Origin of the sequence: Serratia sp. NGAS9, from assembly GCF_009905295.1 — a bacterium.
Classification (GTDB): domain Bacteria; phylum Pseudomonadota; class Gammaproteobacteria; order Enterobacterales; family Enterobacteriaceae; genus Serratia; species Serratia bockelmannii.
Genome location: NZ_CP047605.1, coordinates 1,897,093 through 1,915,658 on the forward strand (window position 1 = coordinate 1,897,093; position 18,566 = coordinate 1,915,658).

19 protein-coding genes are annotated in these 18,566 nt (G+C 58.9%); 10 read left to right on the plus strand and 9 right to left on the minus strand.

The genetic code is table 11. The features are described from left to right. Positions 1 to 272: 272 nt before the first annotated feature. Complete coding sequence (gene mdoC / locus GUC32_RS09135) at positions 273 to 1,403, minus strand: glucans biosynthesis protein MdoC (protein ID WP_043141764.1); 1,131 nt, start codon at positions 1,401 to 1,403, stop codon at positions 273 to 275. Positions 1,404 to 1,662: 259 nt separating this feature from the next. Between mdoC and mdoG the strand changes: the two genes are divergently transcribed. The 3 genes from mdoG to GUC32_RS09150 all read left to right on the plus strand — a co-directional run bounded on the left by mdoG (position 1,663) and on the right by GUC32_RS09150 (position 6,191). Further along, on the plus strand, positions 1,663 to 3,231 hold the full coding sequence (gene mdoG / locus GUC32_RS09140) for a glucans biosynthesis protein MdoG (RefSeq protein WP_025302384.1): 1,569 nt from the start codon (positions 1,663 to 1,665) through the stop codon (positions 3,229 to 3,231). Further along, positions 3,224 to 5,782: a glucans biosynthesis glucosyltransferase MdoH gene (mdoH, locus tag GUC32_RS09145; RefSeq protein WP_025302385.1), complete on the plus strand. Its 2,559-nt coding sequence runs from the start codon at positions 3,224 to 3,226 to the stop codon at positions 5,780 to 5,782. Before mdoG ends, mdoH begins: the two co-directional genes overlap by 8 nt. Before the next feature lie 163 nt (positions 5,783 to 5,945). After that, entirely contained in the window at positions 5,946 to 6,191 is a 246-nt protein-coding gene (locus GUC32_RS09150; protein ID WP_025302386.1) for a YceK/YidQ family lipoprotein, read from the plus strand. Between the two features lie 6 nt (positions 6,192 to 6,197). On the opposite strand, the gene GUC32_RS09155 is transcribed toward GUC32_RS09150, so the two are convergent. Further along, a complete protein-coding gene (locus GUC32_RS09155; protein WP_025302387.1) occupies positions 6,198 to 6,743 on the minus strand; it encodes a GNAT family N-acetyltransferase in 546 nt (181 codons plus the stop codon). A gap of 33 nt (positions 6,744 to 6,776) precedes the next feature. Further along, positions 6,777 to 7,154, minus strand: a complete 378-nt coding sequence (locus GUC32_RS09160; RefSeq protein ID WP_043141761.1) for a MysB family protein — start codon at positions 7,152 to 7,154, stop codon at positions 6,777 to 6,779. A 210-nt stretch (positions 7,155 to 7,364) separates the two neighbouring features. Between GUC32_RS09160 and leuA the strand changes: the two genes are divergently transcribed. Beyond that, positions 7,365 to 9,053, plus strand: coding sequence for a 2-isopropylmalate synthase (gene leuA, locus GUC32_RS09165; protein WP_197826294.1), 1,689 nt, complete (start codon positions 7,365 to 7,367; stop codon positions 9,051 to 9,053). Here the strand turns inward: leuA and GUC32_RS09170 are convergent. After that, positions 9,004 to 9,804, minus strand: a complete 801-nt coding sequence (locus tag GUC32_RS09170) for a helix-turn-helix transcriptional regulator (protein WP_167325007.1) — start codon at positions 9,802 to 9,804, stop codon at positions 9,004 to 9,006. The genes leuA and GUC32_RS09170 overlap by 50 nt on opposite strands. 136 nt (positions 9,805 to 9,940) lie before the next feature. Here GUC32_RS09170 and GUC32_RS09175 point away from each other — a divergent pair, with 136 nt between their 5' ends. From GUC32_RS09175 to GUC32_RS09190, 4 genes are read left to right on the plus strand one after another with little or no spacing between them, the layout of a single operon-like run. Beyond that, positions 9,941 to 10,258, plus strand: a complete 318-nt coding sequence (locus tag GUC32_RS09175) for a helix-turn-helix transcriptional regulator (RefSeq protein WP_033638023.1) — start codon at positions 9,941 to 9,943, stop codon at positions 10,256 to 10,258. Then, positions 10,248 to 10,682 (plus strand): YeeE/YedE family protein, encoded by a 435-nt coding sequence (locus GUC32_RS09180; protein ID WP_049208439.1) that lies wholly within the window; start codon positions 10,248 to 10,250, stop codon positions 10,680 to 10,682. Before GUC32_RS09175 ends, GUC32_RS09180 begins: the two co-directional genes overlap by 11 nt. A gap of 2 nt (positions 10,683 to 10,684) precedes the next feature. After that, positions 10,685 to 11,113 carry a DUF6691 family protein gene (locus tag GUC32_RS09185; RefSeq protein WP_369435690.1) on the plus strand — a complete coding sequence of 143 codons (429 nt, stop codon included), beginning with the start codon at positions 10,685 to 10,687 and terminating at the stop codon, positions 11,111 to 11,113. Continuing rightward, complete coding sequence (locus tag GUC32_RS09190) at positions 11,104 to 11,502, plus strand: VOC family protein (RefSeq protein WP_025302393.1); 399 nt, start codon at positions 11,104 to 11,106, stop codon at positions 11,500 to 11,502. Before GUC32_RS09185 ends, GUC32_RS09190 begins: the two co-directional genes overlap by 10 nt. A 49-nt stretch (positions 11,503 to 11,551) precedes the next feature. Here the strand turns inward: GUC32_RS09190 and GUC32_RS09195 are convergent, their stop codons facing one another. The 4 genes from GUC32_RS09195 to GUC32_RS09210 all read right to left on the minus strand — a co-directional run bounded on the left by GUC32_RS09195 (position 11,552) and on the right by GUC32_RS09210 (position 16,325). Beyond that, entirely contained in the window at positions 11,552 to 13,105 is a 1,554-nt protein-coding gene (locus GUC32_RS09195; RefSeq protein WP_043141745.1) for a peptide MFS transporter, read from the minus strand. A gap of 475 nt (positions 13,106 to 13,580) precedes the next feature. After that, positions 13,581 to 14,819 carry a multidrug efflux MFS transporter MdtG gene (gene mdtG, locus GUC32_RS09200; RefSeq protein WP_025302395.1) on the minus strand — a complete coding sequence of 413 codons (1,239 nt, stop codon included), beginning with the start codon at positions 14,817 to 14,819 and terminating at the stop codon, positions 13,581 to 13,583. Positions 14,820 to 15,018: 199 nt separating this feature from the next. Further along, positions 15,019 to 15,303, minus strand: coding sequence for a YciI family protein (locus GUC32_RS09205; protein WP_025302396.1), 285 nt, complete (start codon positions 15,301 to 15,303; stop codon positions 15,019 to 15,021). A 101-nt stretch (positions 15,304 to 15,404) separates the two neighbouring features. Next, the gene (locus tag GUC32_RS09210; RefSeq protein ID WP_025302397.1) at positions 15,405 to 16,325 is read right to left on the minus strand and encodes a Kdo(2)-lipid IV(A) acyltransferase; all 921 of its coding nucleotides are present in this window, start codon (positions 16,323 to 16,325) and stop codon (positions 15,405 to 15,407) included. 264 nt (positions 16,326 to 16,589) lie between these two features. Between GUC32_RS09210 and GUC32_RS09215 the strand changes: the two genes are divergently transcribed. Beyond that, positions 16,590 to 16,745, plus strand: coding sequence for a histidine kinase (locus GUC32_RS09215; RefSeq protein ID WP_225735595.1), 156 nt, complete (start codon positions 16,590 to 16,592; stop codon positions 16,743 to 16,745). 119 nt (positions 16,746 to 16,864) lie between these two features. Continuing rightward, positions 16,865 to 17,932, plus strand: coding sequence for a rhodanese-related sulfurtransferase (locus GUC32_RS09220; RefSeq protein ID WP_025302399.1), 1,068 nt, complete (start codon positions 16,865 to 16,867; stop codon positions 17,930 to 17,932). A gap of 47 nt (positions 17,933 to 17,979) precedes the next feature. Here the strand turns inward: GUC32_RS09220 and GUC32_RS09225 are convergent, their stop codons facing one another. Continuing rightward, positions 17,980 to 18,558 (minus strand): YceI family protein, encoded by a 579-nt coding sequence (locus tag GUC32_RS09225; RefSeq protein WP_060443335.1) that lies wholly within the window; start codon positions 18,556 to 18,558, stop codon positions 17,980 to 17,982. Positions 18,559 to 18,566: the final 8 nt, after the last annotated feature.

The window sequence follows — 18,566 nt, forward strand, 5'->3', positions numbered from 1 at the left end:
ATGCAGCTAACGCCATCGAATGAATTAAACGATCGCGCAGCCCTTCGGGGGTGTCGAGCCCAATCACTACCGTAAGGCAGGGATATGGATTTTTACTTATGCATTGCAGTTATAACGACTAGGTAATCTATGCTGCCGTATCACTGTGCCCTAACGGGCGACGCCAGGCTGAGCAATGTGTGCTCTGTATGCAAACAACCAGTATAGGCTTTCTGCGCGGCGTTAATATGACAGAAAACCCCTGCGAACGGTCAGGATTACAGGGAACAAGGTTATTGCGGCTTGCCGGAGAACAGGAAACGCAGCACCGGAATGCGCTTGTGCAGCTCATATAACGCGAAGGCCAGCGAGAACACAAACAGCAGGCCCAGCAAAAATCCCAACAGGTTATTGCCGATATACGGCGTCACGAAAGCGCCATATATCAGGGTCAACGGGTGGTGCACCAGATATATAAACAGCGAGGCGTTGACCAGATAGGTGATGCGCGGCGAGTGATAATTCAGCAGGTTATGCCCGAAAGAGAACACCACATTGGTCATCAGGATCCCCATTAGGGTTTTGATCACCACTTCCAGCTCGAACATATAGCTGCTGTGCGCCAACAGTTTCTGGTTCAGCATATATGCGATAAACAGCAGCAGCGAGCCGAGCAGCGCCAGCGGCGAACGACGCAGAAAAATCTCTTTAAGCCACACATACTTAAACGCATAGGCGCCAAGGATGAAGAACGGCAGGTAGAACATCGTCTCCATCACCACGAAATTGAACAGGCCATTGGATAATAGCTGCGGCGCGAAAATTAAAATAATACGGTGCGCGGCCGAATAGCATACCGCATAAATAAAGAAACACAGTGAGACATTTCCTAATCCACGCATTCTGTTTATTAACGGTGGAATAGGATCGCGGGTTTGACGCTTGATTTTGCGGAACAGATAAAAGCAGGCGAAGGTCAACAATGACAGGGTCAATAAGAACCACAGATGAGACACCAATTCCCAAACTGTTACATTTATTTTCTGATAGAGAGAAAACTCGTCCCAGCCGTTTAATTTATCGGTGAAATATTTCAGCATGAAAAATTGCGGCACCGTAATTAGCGGGATGGAGCTCAACAGCGGGATCGCCACCCGCTCCAGCCTGACCTTCAACCACTGATGGCGCTCGTAGCGCTCGTAGAGCATGTAGGAGAAGTAGCCGGAGATCACGAAGAACACCTGCATGCGGAAAGCGTGGATGAAGTCGTTCAGCACCGTGAGCGAGAAGGAGGGCGACGCGCTGTTCACCGCCCAGGCGTGGCTGGAATAAATCAGGGAGAGGTGAAACGGAATGCCGAGCAACATCAAATAGGCTCGGATCGAATCGAGGAAAAACTCGCGCTGTTTGCTGCCTTTAGTCATAGATTACCGCTGGTGATTTAATCGAGAGTTCATTAACACGCTTAATAAGTCGTCAAACGTTAAATTGTTATCCGGAACCCTACTATAGCCCCCCGCATTTTTCCATAGCGTCTTGTTGCGCGGCTTGCTACGCTGGTGTTCCATCAGCTGCTTAAACAATGAGCCGTAAACATGAACCATCCATTTATCATGTTGTCGGAAAGCTGAGTAATCCATTAATATGGATTTAAATGATTTGAGCACACGAATAGGGGGGGATGTGCTAGTTAATATATTATCCGGACAACCACGCGCCGCGAGCGTTCGTTGGTTAGGTGCTACCGTATTGTTCACGCTGTTCAGTTCGCCGGCATGGGCCTTTTCTATTGATGATGTCGCCAAGCAGGCGCAGGATCTGGCGGCGAAAGGTTTCGAAGCCCCGAAGAGCAACCTTCCTTCTCAGTTCCGCGAGATGAAGTTCGCAGACTATCAGCAGATTCAGTTCAATCACGATAAAGCCTATTGGAGCAAGCTGAAAACCCCTTTCAAGCTTGAGTTTTATCATCAGGGGATGTACTTCGATACGCCGGTGAAAATCAACGAAGTCACCTCCACCAGCGTAAAACAGATCAAGTACAGCCCAGATTACTTCAACTTCGGTTCGGTCAAACACGACCCTGAATCGGTGAAAAATCTCGGTTTTGCCGGCTTCAAGGTGCTTTATCCGATCAACAGCGCCGACAAAAACGATGAGATCATGAGCCTGCTGGGCGCGAGCTATTTCCGCGTGGTGGGTAAAGGGCAGGTTTACGGGCTTTCCGCTCGCGGCCTGGCTATCGACACCGCTTTGCCGTCCGGCGAAGAGTTCCCGCGTTTTCGCGAATTCTGGGTTGAACGTCCGAAGCAGGGCGACAAGCACCTGGTGATCTACGCGCTGCTGGATTCCCCGCGTGCCACCGGCGCTTACCGCTTCACGGTGATCCCGGGCCGCGACACCACCGTGGACGTCGAGTCTAAAGTGTTCCTGCGCGACAAGGTGGGCAAACTGGGGCTGGCGCCGCTGACCAGCATGTACCTGTTCGGGCCGAACCAGCCGTCACCGACGCTGAACTACCGCCCGGCGTTGCACGATTCCAACGGTCTGTCTATCCATGCCGGCAACGGCGAGTGGATCTGGCGTCCGCTGAACAATCCTAAACACCTGTCCGTCAGCACCTATACCGTTGAGAATCCGAAAGGCTTCGGTCTGCTGCAGCGCGGTCGCAACTTCAAAGAATATGAAGATCTGGACGATCGTTACGATCTGCGTCCGAGCGCCTGGATCGAACCGAAGGGCGACTGGGGCAAAGGCAAGGTCGAGCTGGTGGAGATCCCGACGGCGGATGAAACCAACGACAACATCGTCGCGTTCTGGACGCCGGATACCTTGCCGGAAGCCAAAAAGCCGCTGACGCTGAGCTACCGCCTGAACTTCACCCGCGATGAAGACAAGCTGCATTCGCAAGACATCGCCTATGTGGCGCGGACCATGCGTTCGACCGGTGACGTGAAGCAGTCCAACCTGATTCGCGAGCCAGACGGCAGCGTGGCTTTCCTGGTCGACTTCGTTGGCCCGGTGCTGAAAGGACTGGATGCCAATACCCCGGTCGCCTCTCAGATCAGCATCGGCGACAATGGTGAAATGGTAGAAAACAACGTCCGCTATAACCCAGTGACCAAAGGCTGGCGCCTGACGGTGCGTCTGAAAGTGAAAGACGACAAGAAGCCGGTAGAAATGCGTGCGGCGCTGGTCAATGGCGATAAGACTCTGTCGGAAACCTGGAGCTATCAGCTACCTGCCAATGAATAAGCCTACTCAACCCGCCCAGGATTATCTTGCGGCGTTGCCTCTGACCGCTGAGCGGTCAGAGGCGCTCAACCCTCAAACGGCGGATGACGCTCAGGCTCTGGAGGCGCTCCATCGGCAGATGGGCGCCGCCGACGCCAACGTCAATAGCCTGTCGGCGGATGACGTGGCGCTGGCCTCGGTCAAACCGCGTATCGAAAACGCCTGGCCGGATGCGGTCAGCGATGACGACTTCGATACCGACGCCGAAGGGCGTGCCATTCTGAAGGCGACGCCGCCGATCAAACGCACCACCATGTTCCCGGAAGCCTGGCGCACCAACCCGGTGGCGCGCTTCTGGGATTCTCTGCTGGGGCGTTCACCGCACAATCGGCACGCCACCAAAGAGGAAGCCGCGGCCGAAAACCGCTGGCGTGTCGTCGGCTCCATGCGCCGCTATGTGCTGCTGGTGCTGATGCTGGTGCAGACCGGCATCGCCACCTGGTACATGAAAACCATCTTGCCTTATCAGGGCTGGGCGCTGATCGATCCTATCGCCATGTTGGATCAGGATCTGATGCAGTCGGTGCTGCAGCTGCTGCCGTATGTGCTGCAAACCGGCATTCTGATCCTGTTCGCCGTGCTGTTCTGCTGGGTCTCGGCCGGTTTCTGGACCGCGCTGATGGGCTTCCTGCAGTTGCTGATCGGCAAGGACAAATACAGTATTTCCTCTACCATCAAGGGCGATGAGCCGATCAACCCGGCGCACCGCACCGCGCTGATCATGCCGATCTGCAACGAAGACGTCGAACGCGTGTTCGCCGGCCTGCGTGCGACCTATGAGTCCGTCGCCGCGACCGGTCAGCTGGAACACTTCGATATCTACGTGCTGAGCGACAGCTACGATCCGGACATCTGCGTGGCGGAGCAAAAGGCGTGGATGGAGCTGTGCCGCGATGTCGACGGCCACGGCCGCATCTTCTATCGCCGCCGCCGCCGCCGCGTAAAACGCAAGAGCGGCAACATCGACGACTTCTGCCGTCGTTGGGGCGGTGAGTACAGTTACATGGTGATCCTGGATGCCGACAGCGTAATGAGCGGCGAATGCCTCACCGGGCTGGTGCGTTTGATGGAAGCCAACCCGAACGCCGGCATTATCCAGTCGGCGCCGAAGGCGTCCGGTATGGATACCCTGTATGCGCGTGTGCAGCAGTTCGCCACACGCGTTTACGGGCCGTTGTTCACCGCCGGCCTGCATTTCTGGCAGCTGGGTGAGTCGCATTACTGGGGCCATAATGCCATCATCCGCGTGAAGCCGTTTATCGAGCACTGTGCGCTGGCGCCGTTGCCGGGCGAGGGCTCCTTCGCCGGTTCAATCTTGTCGCACGACTTCGTTGAAGCGGCGCTGATGCGCCGCGCCGGCTGGGGCGTGTGGATCGCTTACGATCTGCCGGGCAGTTACGAAGAGCTGCCACCAAACCTGCTGGACGAGCTGAAACGCGACCGCCGCTGGTGCCACGGCAACCTGATGAACTTCCGCCTGTTCCTGGTGAAGGGGATGCACCCGGTGCACCGTGCGGTGTTCCTGACCGGCGTGATGTCTTACCTGTCGGCGCCGCTGTGGTTCATGTTCCTGGCGCTCTCCACCGCATTGCAGGTGGTGCATACGCTGATGGAACCGCAATACTTCCTGCAGCCGCGGCAGCTGTTCCCGGTCTGGCCACAGTGGCGGCCCGAGCTGGCGATTGCACTGTTCTCCACCACGCTGGTGCTGCTGTTCCTGCCGAAGTTGCTCAGTATTGTGCTGATCTGGGCCAAGGGCGCGAAAGAGTACGGTGGGGCGTTCCGCCTGTTCATTTCGATGCTGATGGAAATGCTGTTCTCGGTGCTGCTGGCGCCGGTGCGCATGCTGTTCCATACCGTGTTCGTAGTGAGCGCCTTCCTCGGTTGGGAAGTGGTGTGGAATTCTCCGCAGCGTGACGATGACGATACGCCTTGGGGTGAAGCGTTCCGCCGCCATGGCTCGCAGATGTTGCTGGGCCTGGTGTGGGCCGGCGGCATGGCGTGGCTGGATCTGCGCTTCCTGTGGTGGTTGGCGCCGATCGTGTTCTCGCTGATCCTGTCACCGTTCGTGTCGGTGCTGTCGAGCCGCGCAACGCTGGGCATGAAGAGCAAACGCGCCAAGCTGTTCCTGATCCCGGAAGAGTACAACCCGCCGCGCGAGTTGCTGGCGACGGAAGAATATCTGCATCTCAACCGCAACCGCGCGCTGACCAACGGCTTTATGCATGCGGTGGTCAACCCATCCTTCAACGCGCTGGCGACGGCGTTGGCGACGGCGCGTCACCATCTGCGTGCGACGCTCGATCGCAACCGCGAGGAGCGGGTGAACGAAGCGCTGCAGCTGGGGCCGGAGAAACTGGTGAAGGGCAAACGTCTGGAGCTGCTGAGCGATCCGGTTACGCTGGCTCGTTTGCACCAGCGCGTTTGGCTGTTGCCGGAAGGCGCCGCCTGGCGTGAGCACTATCAGCAGTTGCCGCACAACCCGCTGGCGCACCCAACGGGCCGGCGTTAATCGCTGAACGGCAACGCTCAAACGGGGAATGCGCATGGCGCGTTCCCCGTTTTTTTTACCTTTTGCTTACGCGCGCCGGTGCCGGTGGAGAAAGGGAACTGTGATAGACTGCGGCCGATGCGTTGTTCACTCGCGAAACAACCCTTTGCTCAGAGTCAATGTCGTGAAGCTCTCTTCCTACCTTCGGCTGGCCTGCGTGGCGGCCGGCGTGATGGTCTTAACCGGCTGCGGCAGCATCATCAGCCGCACCATGCCCGGCGCGGGGCATGGCCACCAGTACTATCCCGGCGTGCAGTGGGATTTGCGCGATACGCCCTGGCGTTACGTCACGGTGATAGATGTGCCGTTGTCGATGGTGGTGGACACCTTTATGCTGCCGTTCGATGCGCAGCACGGCCCCTATGAATAAACCTGCTCAGCGGGTGGCGAACACCACCAGCTGATAGCCTTTCTGCCCACAGTGGAAAGGTGCCAGCGCCGTCATGCCCAACCCTTGCACGTGAGCGGCCAACGAATGCGGATTGTCGTCGTCGATAAACAGTGCGCCCACGTCGTAGTCATGACTGGTGTGCGCTTTGACGGCGGCGTAGAGGCGTTTCAGCACGCCTTTGCCGCGCCAGGCGGCGTCGAGGCAAACCGGGCCGTAGAGAAACACCCGCTGCTCACTCAGCGCCCGCCCGGCGAAGGACTGCGTGGCGAGCGTCGCCAGCATCGCATCCACCACCGGCGGCCGCGGTTGCACGTCGGCAGGCATCAGGCAAACGAACCCTGCCAGTTGGTTCTCCTGTTCGGCCACTAGTATGCCGATGCCGCGGTTGATCGCCGTCAGCTGCGCCTCATTCATGCGCGATACGATAAATCCCTGCCGTTTTTGGCGCTCGTCGAGCGCTTCCGGCACGTTTTCCCCCTGCAGCTGCAAAATGGCGGGGTAGTCGGTAGAGCGGGCCCGGCGGATAATCATGCTGCCTCCTTGGCGATAAAAACGTGGTACGGGTTAACGTTCATCCCATTCATCGGCCGCGGCCTGGCCTTCTTCGGTATCCAGCGGCGGTTCGAGCTGGAAGTCGCCTTCTTCCCATTCATACAGGGTATTTTCGTCTATCCACTCGGCGGTAATTTCCACCTCGTCGTAGTCCCCGTCGAAGATCGCCTGTGCCGCCGCACCGCTGCGCAGCGTCAGGCATTCCACCGCTTCACCCTCTTCTTCGAAGAACTCCGCCTGCCACATCGTGTCGCCATCCTGCATCACGTACTTTTGCAGATTGAACTGCTGCGGCACCGGCGGTTCGTCACCGCTGCCGCCTTCGGCGGTGTCGAGAAACTCTTCGCGTGCGGCCTCGATGGCTTCTTCCAGGGTTGCATACAGGCTCATGTTCGCCTCCGTTGACAATGAGAATAAAGCGTCCGGCGTGCTGCCGGCGCGGTGGGGAAAAACGTCAAAACTAATTGTTGTCTCACTGGCGCAGGATGCAAATTTTTTTGTTGTCCGCTCTGCGACGACGGTTGTCCGCAAAGCGGGAGAAGCAGGCGCGGAGACGGGAAATAATGACGGTATCGTTCACTCAGGCATCAGGAGAAGCCCATGTTAATCGACCCTTCAAGCAAATACCGACCGTTCCCGCCGGTGACGTTACCGGATCGCCAGTGGCCTGCGCGTACCCTGCGGCAGGCGCCGCGCTGGTGCTCCAGCGATCTGCGCGACGGCAACCAGGCGCTGGCGGAGCCGATGGATAACGCGCGCAAGCGCGAATTCTATCAATTGTTGTTGCAGTGCGGTTTCAAAGAGATTGAGGTGGCTTTCCCTTCGGCGTCGCAAACGGATTTCGATTTTGTGCGTGCCCTGATCGACAAGCAACTGATCCCGCACGACGTCACGATTCAGGTGCTGACGCAGTCGCGCGACGATCTGATCGATCGTACCTTCGAGGCGCTGCAGGGTGCGCCACGGGCTATTGTGCATCTGTACAACGCCACGGCGCCGATGTTTCGCGACATCGTGTTCCGCCAGGATAAGGCCGCTACCGTGGCGCTGGCGGTGAACGGCGCGCGGCGCATTCGCCGGCATTGTGAGGCTCAGCCCGATACCGCCTGGTGCTTCGAGTATTCGCCGGAAACCTTTTGTTTTACGGAATTAGAGTTCGCGCTGGAGATCTGCGAAGCGGTGGCGGAGGTGTGGCAACCGGGGCCGCAGCGGCCGATGATTATCAACCTGCCGGCGACGGTGGAAGTGAGTACACCCAACGTGTATGCCGATCAGATTGAATGGTTCTGCCGCCATTTCAGCCGTCGCACCGATGTGGCGATCAGCGTGCATCCGCATAACGATCGCGGTACCGGCGTGGCCTGCGCGGAGCTGGCGCTGTTGGCCGGCGCCGATCGGGTCGAAGGCTGCCTGTTCGGCAACGGAGAGCGTACCGGCAACGTCGATCTGGTTACGCTGGCGTTGAATCTTTATACCCAGGGCGTGGCGCCGGGCCTGGACTTCAGCCGCCTGAAACAGGTGGTGGAAGTGGTGGAACAGTGCAATCAGCTGCCGGTGCATCCTCGCCATCCTTATGCCGGCGAATTGGTGTTTACCGCCTTCTCCGGTTCGCATCAGGATGCGATCAAGAAAGGTTTCGCCGCGCAACGCCAGCGACAAGATGGCTGGTGGCAGGTGCCTTACCTGCCGCTCGATCCCGCCGATGTCGGCTGCAGCTATGAGGCGGTGATCCGGGTTAACAGCCAGTCCGGCAAAAGCGGCGCCGCCTGGCTGTTGGAGCAGAACCATGGGCTGGCGTTGCCGCGCGGTTTGCAGATTGATTTCAGCCAGGTGGTCCAGCGGGCGACCGACGGCAGCGGTAAGGAAATGAGCGTTGCGCAGCTGTGGCGCTTATTCCGCGACACTTACGGGCTGGTGGAGCAGCCGTGCTTGCAGCTGTTGAGCTACCAGACGGAAAGTCACGGGGTAGAGGCCTACAGTTTCAACGCGAGAGTCGCCTGGCAGGGGGAGACACTGCGGTTGCAGGGCGCTGGCAACGGCCTGCTTTCCAGCGCGGTGGATGCGCTGCGCCAACGCTTCGGCTTGCCGTTGGCGATCGAGGATTACCACGAGCACACGTTGGGGCATCAGAGCGACAGTCGAGCGGTGGCCTATATCCGCTGTGCGCTGCCGCACGGTGAGGCGAGCTACGGCGTTGGCATCGACGTCGACTCCGCCAGTGCTTCGCTGCAGGCGCTGTTCAACGTTGCCGGGCGCTATCTGGTGTCAACGTCGGCGCGGCCCGGCTGAAATAGTCGCTGGGCGCGACCCCCAGCACTCGGCGGAACATGGCGCTGAACGCGCTGGGGCTGTCATAGCCGAGATCCAGCGCCACTTCCAACACCGAGCGGCCGGTCGCCAGCGCGTTCAACGCCGCCAACAAACGGGCGCGTCGCACCCAATCACTAAAATGCAGCCCGGTTTCTCGCTGGAAGCGCCGCGACAGGGTGCGTCCACTGACGCTGAGCTGAGCGGCCGCCTGTTCCAGCGTCCAGGGCTGTACCAGCGTAGTCTGAATATGGCGGCACAGGGCAAGCAGTGAGGCCTCACGCGGTTCGGGCAAGTGCAGCGGCAGGCTCGGCAGCATTCGCAACTCATCCAGGATCAGTTCCATCACGCGCTCATCGCGCCCGCCGCTGGGATAGCCGGGCGCAATCTCCATCGCGCTGATAATCAGCTCGCGCAGCAGCGGCGACACCTGCACCACCTGGCACTGAGCCGGCAGATCGGCGCGCGCCAGCGGATCGACAAACAGCGTCCTGGCCGCCACCTGGCCGGTGATGCGCAGGCTGTGCACCACTTTCGCCGGTACCCAGACGCCGCGGCCGGGTGGCACCACCCAACTGCCGAGCCGGGTGGTGACCTGCACCACGCCGCTCAGGCTGTGGATCAGCTGCGCGCAGTTATGGTAGTGCTCCGGCTCGCTGTCGCCGTGGCGATAATCCCTGGCTAACGGCCGGATGGGCTGATCGGGCGGCAGAACGTCGTGAAACAACAGCATTGTAAGCAGTCTCCGCACGGCAAAAGGGGAAATGACAGGATGCCATGCGGCGCTGTTTCACACCAGTCTGTGGCGTGGTACGGCAAAATAGTTTATAAAATGATATTATATAATCTTATATATTGATGGAGGGGCAATGGATATTGACGCGATGCGCAAGGCGGCGGCGCAGGCCGGCGCGATGCTGCGCACTCTGGGCAACGAAGATCGGCTGCTGCTGCTGTGCCGGCTCAGTCAGGGCGAGATGGCGGTGAGCGAGCTGGCGCAGGCGCTGGATATCCGCCAGCCGACGCTGTCCCAGCAGCTTGGCGTACTGCGGGAGGAAGGGTTGGTGTCCACCCGGCGCGCCGGCAAGCAGATTTACTATGCGGTGGCCGATGCTAAAGCGTTGGCGCTGCTCCACACCCTGTATCAACTTTATTGCCCGCAACCGGAGAACCGCGATGACCATTGACTGGCCACACTTCACGCCTTATTCCGCGCTGGCGGGAGGGGCTATTATCGGCGGCGCGGTGGCGCTGCTGCTGCTGTTCAACGGCCGGATCGCTGGCATCAGCGGCATTACCGGCGGTGTCTTGAGTGCCGCTGGCTGGGAGCGGGGCTGGCGCGCCGCATTTATTGGCGGGTTGCTGCTCTCGCCTTGGCTGTATGCTGCCGCTGCGACTTTGCCGTCCGGTGAGATCGCGATCGGCAACGGCGGGCTGGCGGCCGCAGGGCTGTTGGTGGGATTGGGCACTCGATTGGGCAGCGGTTGCACCAGCGGGCACGGCGTGTGCGGCGTCGCACGGTTGGCGCCGCGTTCGCTGGCCGCCACGGCGGTGTTTATGCTGCTGGGCTTTATGACCGTGTGGTTGATGCGCTACCTGGCGGGAGGTTGAGAATGCTTAAAACGCTGTTGGCGCTGCTGAGCGGCATCATTTTCGGTCTGGGGCTGATCGTCGCCGGCATGGCCAATCCGGCCAAAGTGTTGGCGTTTCTCGACGTTACCGGCGTGTGGGATCCCTCGCTGGCGTTGGTGATGGCGGGTGCGATCGCGGTGGCGGCGCCGGCCTTCCTGTGGGCGAGGGGACGCGAGCGTAGCCTGTTGGGGGAAACGCTGCAGATCCCGGCCGCCGGGCGTCTGGATCGTCGTTTGCTGGTGGGCAGCGCACTGTTCGGCATCGGGTGGGGTATCGCGGGTATTTGCCCCGGTCCAGCCTGGGTGTTGGCCGGGGCGGAGATAAGCCGGGTATGGCCGTTCCTGCTGGCGATGCTGGCGGGTATGGCGCTGTATGACGTTATCATGAGGAGGAGGAGTTCGTGTCGATAGCCAAAGCGGTGTTGCGCATCGCGCGCCCGACCGATCGGTTGCAAGAGATTGCTACGCTGTATTGCCGCGGGTTGGGTTTCGAAAAGCTGGGTGAGTTTGTCGATCATCAGGGGTTTGACGGCATGATGATTGGGCATCCGCAGCATGCCTACCATCTGGAGTTCACGCAGCATCGTGGGGTGCGGGTCGGGCAGGCGCCGACGCAGGATCATCTGCTGGTATTTTATCTGCCGGATGAGAACGAATGGCGGGCTGCGTGTGAGCGGATGCAGGCGGCAGGGTTTTTATCGGTCGCCGCCTATAATCCCTATTGGGATCGGGCGGGGCAAACCTTTGAAGATCCTGATGGCTATCGGGTGGTATTGCAACATCAGGCTTGGCAGGCATAAAAAAACCGGCGCATCGAGCGCCGGTTTGCGAGATAAAACGGGGTATCCGTCAGACGTTGGTCGCCGGTTTTTGCGCGCTCTTGGACTGGGTATTTTCCAGCATGCGGCGAATCGGCACGATCAGCACAATAAGCACGGCGGCGCAGATCAGCAGCGCGATGGAGCAGCGAGCGAACAGATTCGGCAGCATATCCAGTTGGTCGGCCTTGACGTGACCGCCGATCAGACCGGCCGCCAGGTTGCCCAACGCGCTGGCGCAGAACCACAGCCCCATCATTTGCCCGCGCATTCTCTCCGGCGCCAGCAGCGTCATGGTGGCCAGCCCGATCGGGCTCAGGCACAGCTCACCCAGCGTCAGCATCAGGATACTGCCTACCAGCCACATCGGCGATACGCCGGCGCCGCCGTTGCTCAGCACATTCTGCGCGGCCAACATCATCAGGCCAAAACCACCGGCGGCGCACAGGATGCCGATCACGAACTTGGTGATGCTGCTCGGACGCACGTTATTGCGCGCCAGCGCAGGCCAGGCCCAGCTGAAGACCGGTGCCAGCAGGATGATGAACAGGGCGTTGATCGACTGGAACCACACCGCCGGGATCTCGAAGTCGCCGATCATGCGATTGGTGTAATCGTTGGCGAACAGGTTAAACGAGGTCGGTTTCTGTTCAAACGCTGACCAGAAGAACGCGGCGGAGATCAGCAGGATGAAGCACACCAGCAGGCGTGCGCGCTCTTTGCGGCTCAGGCCGGCAAAGGCGAACAGATAGATGAAGTACAGGGTGACCGAGGCGGCGATGACGTACACTAGCACGCTGGCCACCTCGACCGGGTTGATAACGATCGTGCCCTGAGCGATCAGCACGATGGCCGCCACCAGGATGGCCGCCAACGCCAGCAACCAGGCACCGACGCCTTTTTTCTTCGCGACCGGGCTGTTCCAGGTGGAGTCCAGACCCACTTCGCGATCATAGCGTTTCATTGCCGGGACGGCGAACACCCGGAAGATCACCAGCGCCACCAGCATCCCGATACCGCCGATGCCGAAGCCCCAATGCCAGCCGTGTGACTTGATCAGCCAGCCGGAGATCAGCGGGGCGATGAACGAACCGATGTTGATGCCCATGTAGAACAGCGAGAAACCGCCGTCGCGACGTGCATCGCCTTTCTTGTACAGCGTGCCGACCATCACCGAGATACAGGTCTTGAACAGGCCTGAACCGAGCACGATGAACATCAGACCGATGAAGAACAGGTTGGTGCCCATCACTGCGGACAGGGCGATCGACAGGTGGCCGAGCGCGATCAGGATCGAACCGTACCAGACGGCCTTGCGTTGGCCGAGCCAGTTATCTGCCAGCCAGCCGCCCGGCAGCGCCGCCAGGTACATGCTGCCGGCGAAGATGCCGACGATCGCCGACGCGTTCTCACGCGCCAGGCCCAGGCCGCCGTCGTACACGGTGGCAGCCATAAACAGGATCAGCAGCGGACGGATGCCGTAGAACGAGAAGCGCTCCCACATTTCGGTGAAGAACAAAGAACCCAGTGGATAGGGATGGCCGAAGAAGGTCCGGCTTTCTGACTTATTGACAGAGGATTGCATAACGATTTCCCAATAAAAGGCGCTGCAAGGCTGCAGCCCGTACTGTGGTATGTATGTGTATTTAATGAAGGCGATCCGCCCAATGCGGATTACCCGACAAACACCGCGGCTGCAACGCTGATAAACCGTGGAAAGCGTGCTGACCTTTTCTTCACTTGGCCGATGCTTCACATCTGGCGTGATATTATTTAACCATTTGATAACTGGTCGTTGGTTTTGTCTAGTACCTGTATCCCATTTTTTAGACGAAAAGTCGACAAGCATCTCCTTTTCTGGTTTTTCTGTTGGTTATGACAGGAATATGATTGACAGCGGGTTTTATGCGCTGAAAGTTAATTAATTGTTGATAAACAAGATGTTGAGATAAGAATGTTCTGAGCGGGGCGAAAGTTCACAGGCCTGAAGGAAGCATTATTAAAAGTAGGGGAAACGCGCCGTTGATCTGACCAACGGCGGAAAGTGGCGATAAATGCAGCTATGACTCTTCCTGCAGCGTGTCTTCCCGCCTATAGCCCGGCCGTCGCCGCAGACACCACCAGGAATAACCGGCGTTGAACAGCACCACCAGCGCGGTGACCGCGAAGACCGCGCGAAAACCGTAGCCGGCGGAGATTGCGGCGCCGAGCAGCGGGCCGCTGACGTTGCCAACATCGCGGAACGACTGGTTGTAGCTGAAAATACGGCCGGCCACCTGATTGGTGCAGTTGTAAATCAACAACGTCTGTACCGCCGGCAGCAGCGCGCCGTCGGCTGCCCCCAGTAGAAAACGCAGTACCCCGAGCTGCCACGGCGTCTGCACGAACGCCATCGGGATCAGCAACAGCACCGAGACGATCAGCATAAAGACCAGAATGCGCTCCGGGCCAATGCGATCGCCCAGCTTGCCCAGCCGCGGGGCGCTCATTAATGCCGCGACGCCGGGCACCGAGGCGATAAGCCCGCTGATAAACGCCAGATTGTGGGTGGCGCCGGCCAGATCGCGCACATACAGCGTCAGGATCGGCGCAATCGAGCCGGTGGCGATCTGGATGATCATGGTGGTGACAAACAGGCTGAGCACCAGTTTCGGGTTCTTCAGCGAGGCGAACACCTGTTTTGCGTGCAACATGTCGCGTTTTTGCACCGGGGTAAATTGTTCTTTGACATACAGCAGCGTCAGTACGAAGCAGACGAATAACACTGCGGCGGTGATATAAAACACCGGGCGCAGGCCGTACAGATCGGCTAACAAACCGCCGATCAATGGGCCTATCAGCGCACCGCCGACGCCGCCGGTAGACAGGGTGCCGAGCGCCCAGCCGCTGCGGTTGCGCGGCACCTGGGTGGCGATCAGCGCGTTGGCGTTGGGAATGAACCCGCCGAGCAGCCCCAGCACCGCACGCAGCGCGAGAAACTCCCAGACCGTTTGCGCCATGCCCATCAGCGCCATGACGATCGCCATACCGAGCGCTGAACGCAGCAGCATCAGTTTGCGGCCGCGTCGGTCTGCCAGGGCGCCCCAGAACGGCGCGGCGATAGCGGAAAACAGGAAGGTGATGCTGAACAGCAGACCGGACCACATGTTGAGCGCCTGATGGCCGGTAACGCCCAGCGTCTCTACGTACAGCGGCAGAAACGGCATCACCAGGCTGAAGGCGGCGCCGGTGAGAAAACATCCCAGCCAGGCGACGAAAAGGTTGCGTTTCCAGTTAACGGGTTCTGCTGCCGAAGCCATAAATGTCCACTGCCGAAAGGTGACGCGTTTTGCCAGCGGCAAGATGAAGGGGCAAAACGTGAAAGTTAGCCTGGTAAGTATGCGCCGCAAGCGCAGCGACGGCAAACGAGGGGACAAAGATTGGGCGAAAAATGAAATAAAGTTTTAAAAATGACGTTTAAACCTTATTCCGCGCTTAGCGCGCGGAATTTACAGCGTTTTATAGTCCGGTCAGCGCCTCGAAACCGGCGGCGGTGGTGGTGGCGCTAAAGTCGGTGACCTCGTAGTGGGCTACGGCGTTGAAGGGATCTTCGGCCAGGATGGCGTCTAACTGCGCACGGTCAATGCCCTTGGCCAGGATCACGCCGCCGGTGCGGGGATTCTTACGGCCGGAGGCGATGAAGGTACCGTCCTGAAAATATTTTTTAAGCCAGGCGATGTGGCCTTCAAGGTGGCTGTCTACGTCGGCGATTGGGCGATGGTAGGTCAGGCTGACAATGTACATAACGGCTCCAGGGTGGGCGGCAAAGGCTTTACCATCCCACCCTCGCCGTCGATTCTCAAGAGGCGCGCAATAAAAAACCCGCCGGTGGCGGGTTGGCTTGATCAGTAGAGCGAAGGCTCGCCTTCCGGGCGGGTCTTGAAGCGGCGATGCAGCCACATGTATTGGTCCGGCGCCATCAGGATCTCTTTCTCCACCACCTTATTCATGAAGGCGGCGGCCTCGAGTTCGTTATCCAGCGGGAAGTTTTCCACCGCCGGTTGCATAATCAGCTCATACCCTTTGCCGTCCGGCAGGCGGCGCGGGGTGAACGGAACGATCGCCGGTTTACCCATCCGCACCAGCACGTAGCTGCCGGTGGTGGTGGCGGCTTTGTCCACCGCGAACAGCGGCACGAAAACGCTGCTGCGCGGGCCGTAGTCGTGATCCGGCGCATACCAGATGATATCACCCTGTTTCAGGGCGCGGATCATGCCTTTGATGTCTTTGCGGTCCAGCATCGATTTGTTGGAACGCATGCGGCCCCAGGTTTGCAGCCAGTCCATCAGCTTGTTGTCGTGCGGGCGGTAAACGCCGATGCCCGGGTTGTGAATGCCGAAGATGCGCGCGCCCAGCTCCAGCGTCAAAAAGTGCAGGCCAATCAGCAACACGCCCTGCTGGTTGTCGCGCGCTTGTTGGATGTGCTCCAGGCCACTGACCTTGAACCAGCGCTCGATGCGCCAGTTGGGCCAGAACCACGCCATGCCGGTTTCAAACAGCCCCATGCCGACCGATTCGAAATTCTTTACCACCAGCGCATCGCGTTCGGCCTGCGGCATGTCGGGAAAACAGAGCTCGAGGTTGCGTTGGGCGATAGCGACGCGTCGCTTGAGAAAGCGCATGGAAAATCGCCCAATCGAGGTGCCGAGCCAGTAGATGACGGGGTAAGGCAGCAACACCAGCAGGTACAGCAAGCCGATGCCGACCCAGGTCAGCCAATAGCGCGGATGCAATAAGGAACGATTGAAAGTAGGAACTTGAGTCATGGGTTCTCTGTTTGAATACGGTTGTTTAAGTGTAATGACAGAGTCATCGCATGGTCTGGCAGCCGGGTGAGCTCGGCGGCAAGGTTCGTTTCTGCCGTTTGTTTGCGACTATTGTGGCATTTTTCTGGCGATCCGGGAAAACACAACGCATTAAAATCCCTCTTTGGGCGTTAAATATGCATCGAATGCCGAATTTTTCCACAATCTTTCCTGCCAAAGATAATGGCGATATTATTACTGGTAATTATTCAGAGGGTAAATATTTTGGCACCATGGATCAGTGCGGGGCTGCTGGTTTTGGGCGCGACGGTCGGCAGCGTTGGCGCGCATCTGCAGGTGAACGCGATATTGGCGCTCGCCGGCGTGATGATGGCGCTCGGCATAGTGGCTTCTGCGTTTACCGAAGGCGACGGACACTGAACGGGGCGCTGGCGCCAGGGCTGCGCGGCGGCGGTTTTTCGGGTATGATATGCGCCGCGCGCGGGCCGGCAGGCGGCGCGCGATAATCAGTCACCTCCCGAAAGACAGGAAAGTACACCATGCCAGTGTTACATAACCGAATTTCTAATGAGGAACTGAAGGCGCGCATGCTGGCGGAAACCGAGCCGCGCACCACAGTTTCTTTTTACAAATACTTCTCCATCGACGATCCCAAAGCGTTTCGCGACAGCCTGTACGTTCAGTTCGAAAAACTGAAGGTGTTCGGCCGCATCTACGTGGCGAAAGAGGGCATCAACGCGCAGATCAGCGTGCCGCAGCATCACTTCGACGCGTTCAAAGCCGCGCTGTTCGCCTCGCACCCGGCGCTGGATCAGGTACGCCTGAATATTGCGCTCGAAGACGATGGCAAATCCTTCTGGGTACTACGCCTCAAGGTGCGTGAGCGCATCGTGGCCGACGGCATCGATGACGAGAGCTTCGACCCAAGCAACGTCGGCGAGTATCTGCAGGCCGATCGCGTCAATCAGATGATAGACGATCCGAATACGGTATTCGTCGATATGCGCAACCACTATGAGTACGAAGTCGGCCATTTCGAAAACGCCATTGAGGTGCCGTCGGATACTTTCCGCGATCAGCTGCCGATGGCGGTGGAGATGCTGCAGGACAGTAAAGACAAGAATATTGTCATGTATTGCACCGGCGGCATTCGCTGTGAAAAAGCCAGCGCCTATATGCTGCACAAAGGCTTTAAAAACATCTACCACGTGGAAGGCGGGATTATCGAGTACACCCGCAAAGCGAAAGAACAGGGGTTGCCGCTGAAGTTTATCGGCAAAAACTTCGTGTTCGATGAGCGTATGGGTGAGCGCATCTCCGACGATGTGATCGCCAACTGCCACCAGTGTGGAGCGCCGTGCGACACCCATACCAACTGCAAGAACGACGGTTGCCATCTGCTGTTCATTCAGTGCCCGAGCTGCGCCGCCAAATTTGAAGGGTGCTGTAGCGAGATTTGCCGCGAAGAGCTGAAGCTGCCGCGCGAAGAGCAACGCGCGCGCCGTGCCGGCCGTGAAAACGGCGTCAAGATCTTCAATAAGTCAAAAGGCTTGTTGCAGACTACGATGCACATTCCGGCACCGGAAGAAGAAGGCCCAGCCCGCTGAGCCTGAGGACATGAGAAGCCCGGCCGCCAAACCGGGCTTTTTTTTATTTATTTCTCGCGTACGCCTTCTACGGAGATGATCAGCTCAACGTCTTGCGACGCCGGGCCCAGATCGGTGGTGATGCCGAAATCTTTCAGCTTGATCTTACCGTTGGCCTCAAAGCCGGCGCGGTAGCCGCCCCACGGATCGTTGCCCTGGCCAATCAGTTTGGCGTCCAGCGTAACGGGCTTGGTCACGCCGTTCAGCGTCAGGTTGCCGACCACCGCATAACCGTCGCCGCTTTTCTTCACTTCGGTGGATTCAAACTTGGCTTGCTTGTTCTTCTCCACGTTGAGGAACTCGGCGCTGCGCAGGTGCTTGTCGCGCTCGGCGTGGTTGGTGTCGACGCTGGCGGTATTGATGGTCACGTTGACCTTGTCCTTGGACGGATCTTTTTCGTCGAAGGTGAAGCCGCCATCGAAGTCTTTAAAGCTGCCATACAGCCAGCTGTAGCCCAGGTGCTGGATGCGGAACTCGATAAAGGCGTGCTGGCCCTGTTTGTCGATCTTGTAGTCCGCCGCCAGTGCGGAACCGGTGCTCAGCAGTAGGGCGCCTGCGGTCAGGCCCAATACGGTCTTTTTCAACATAGCAATCT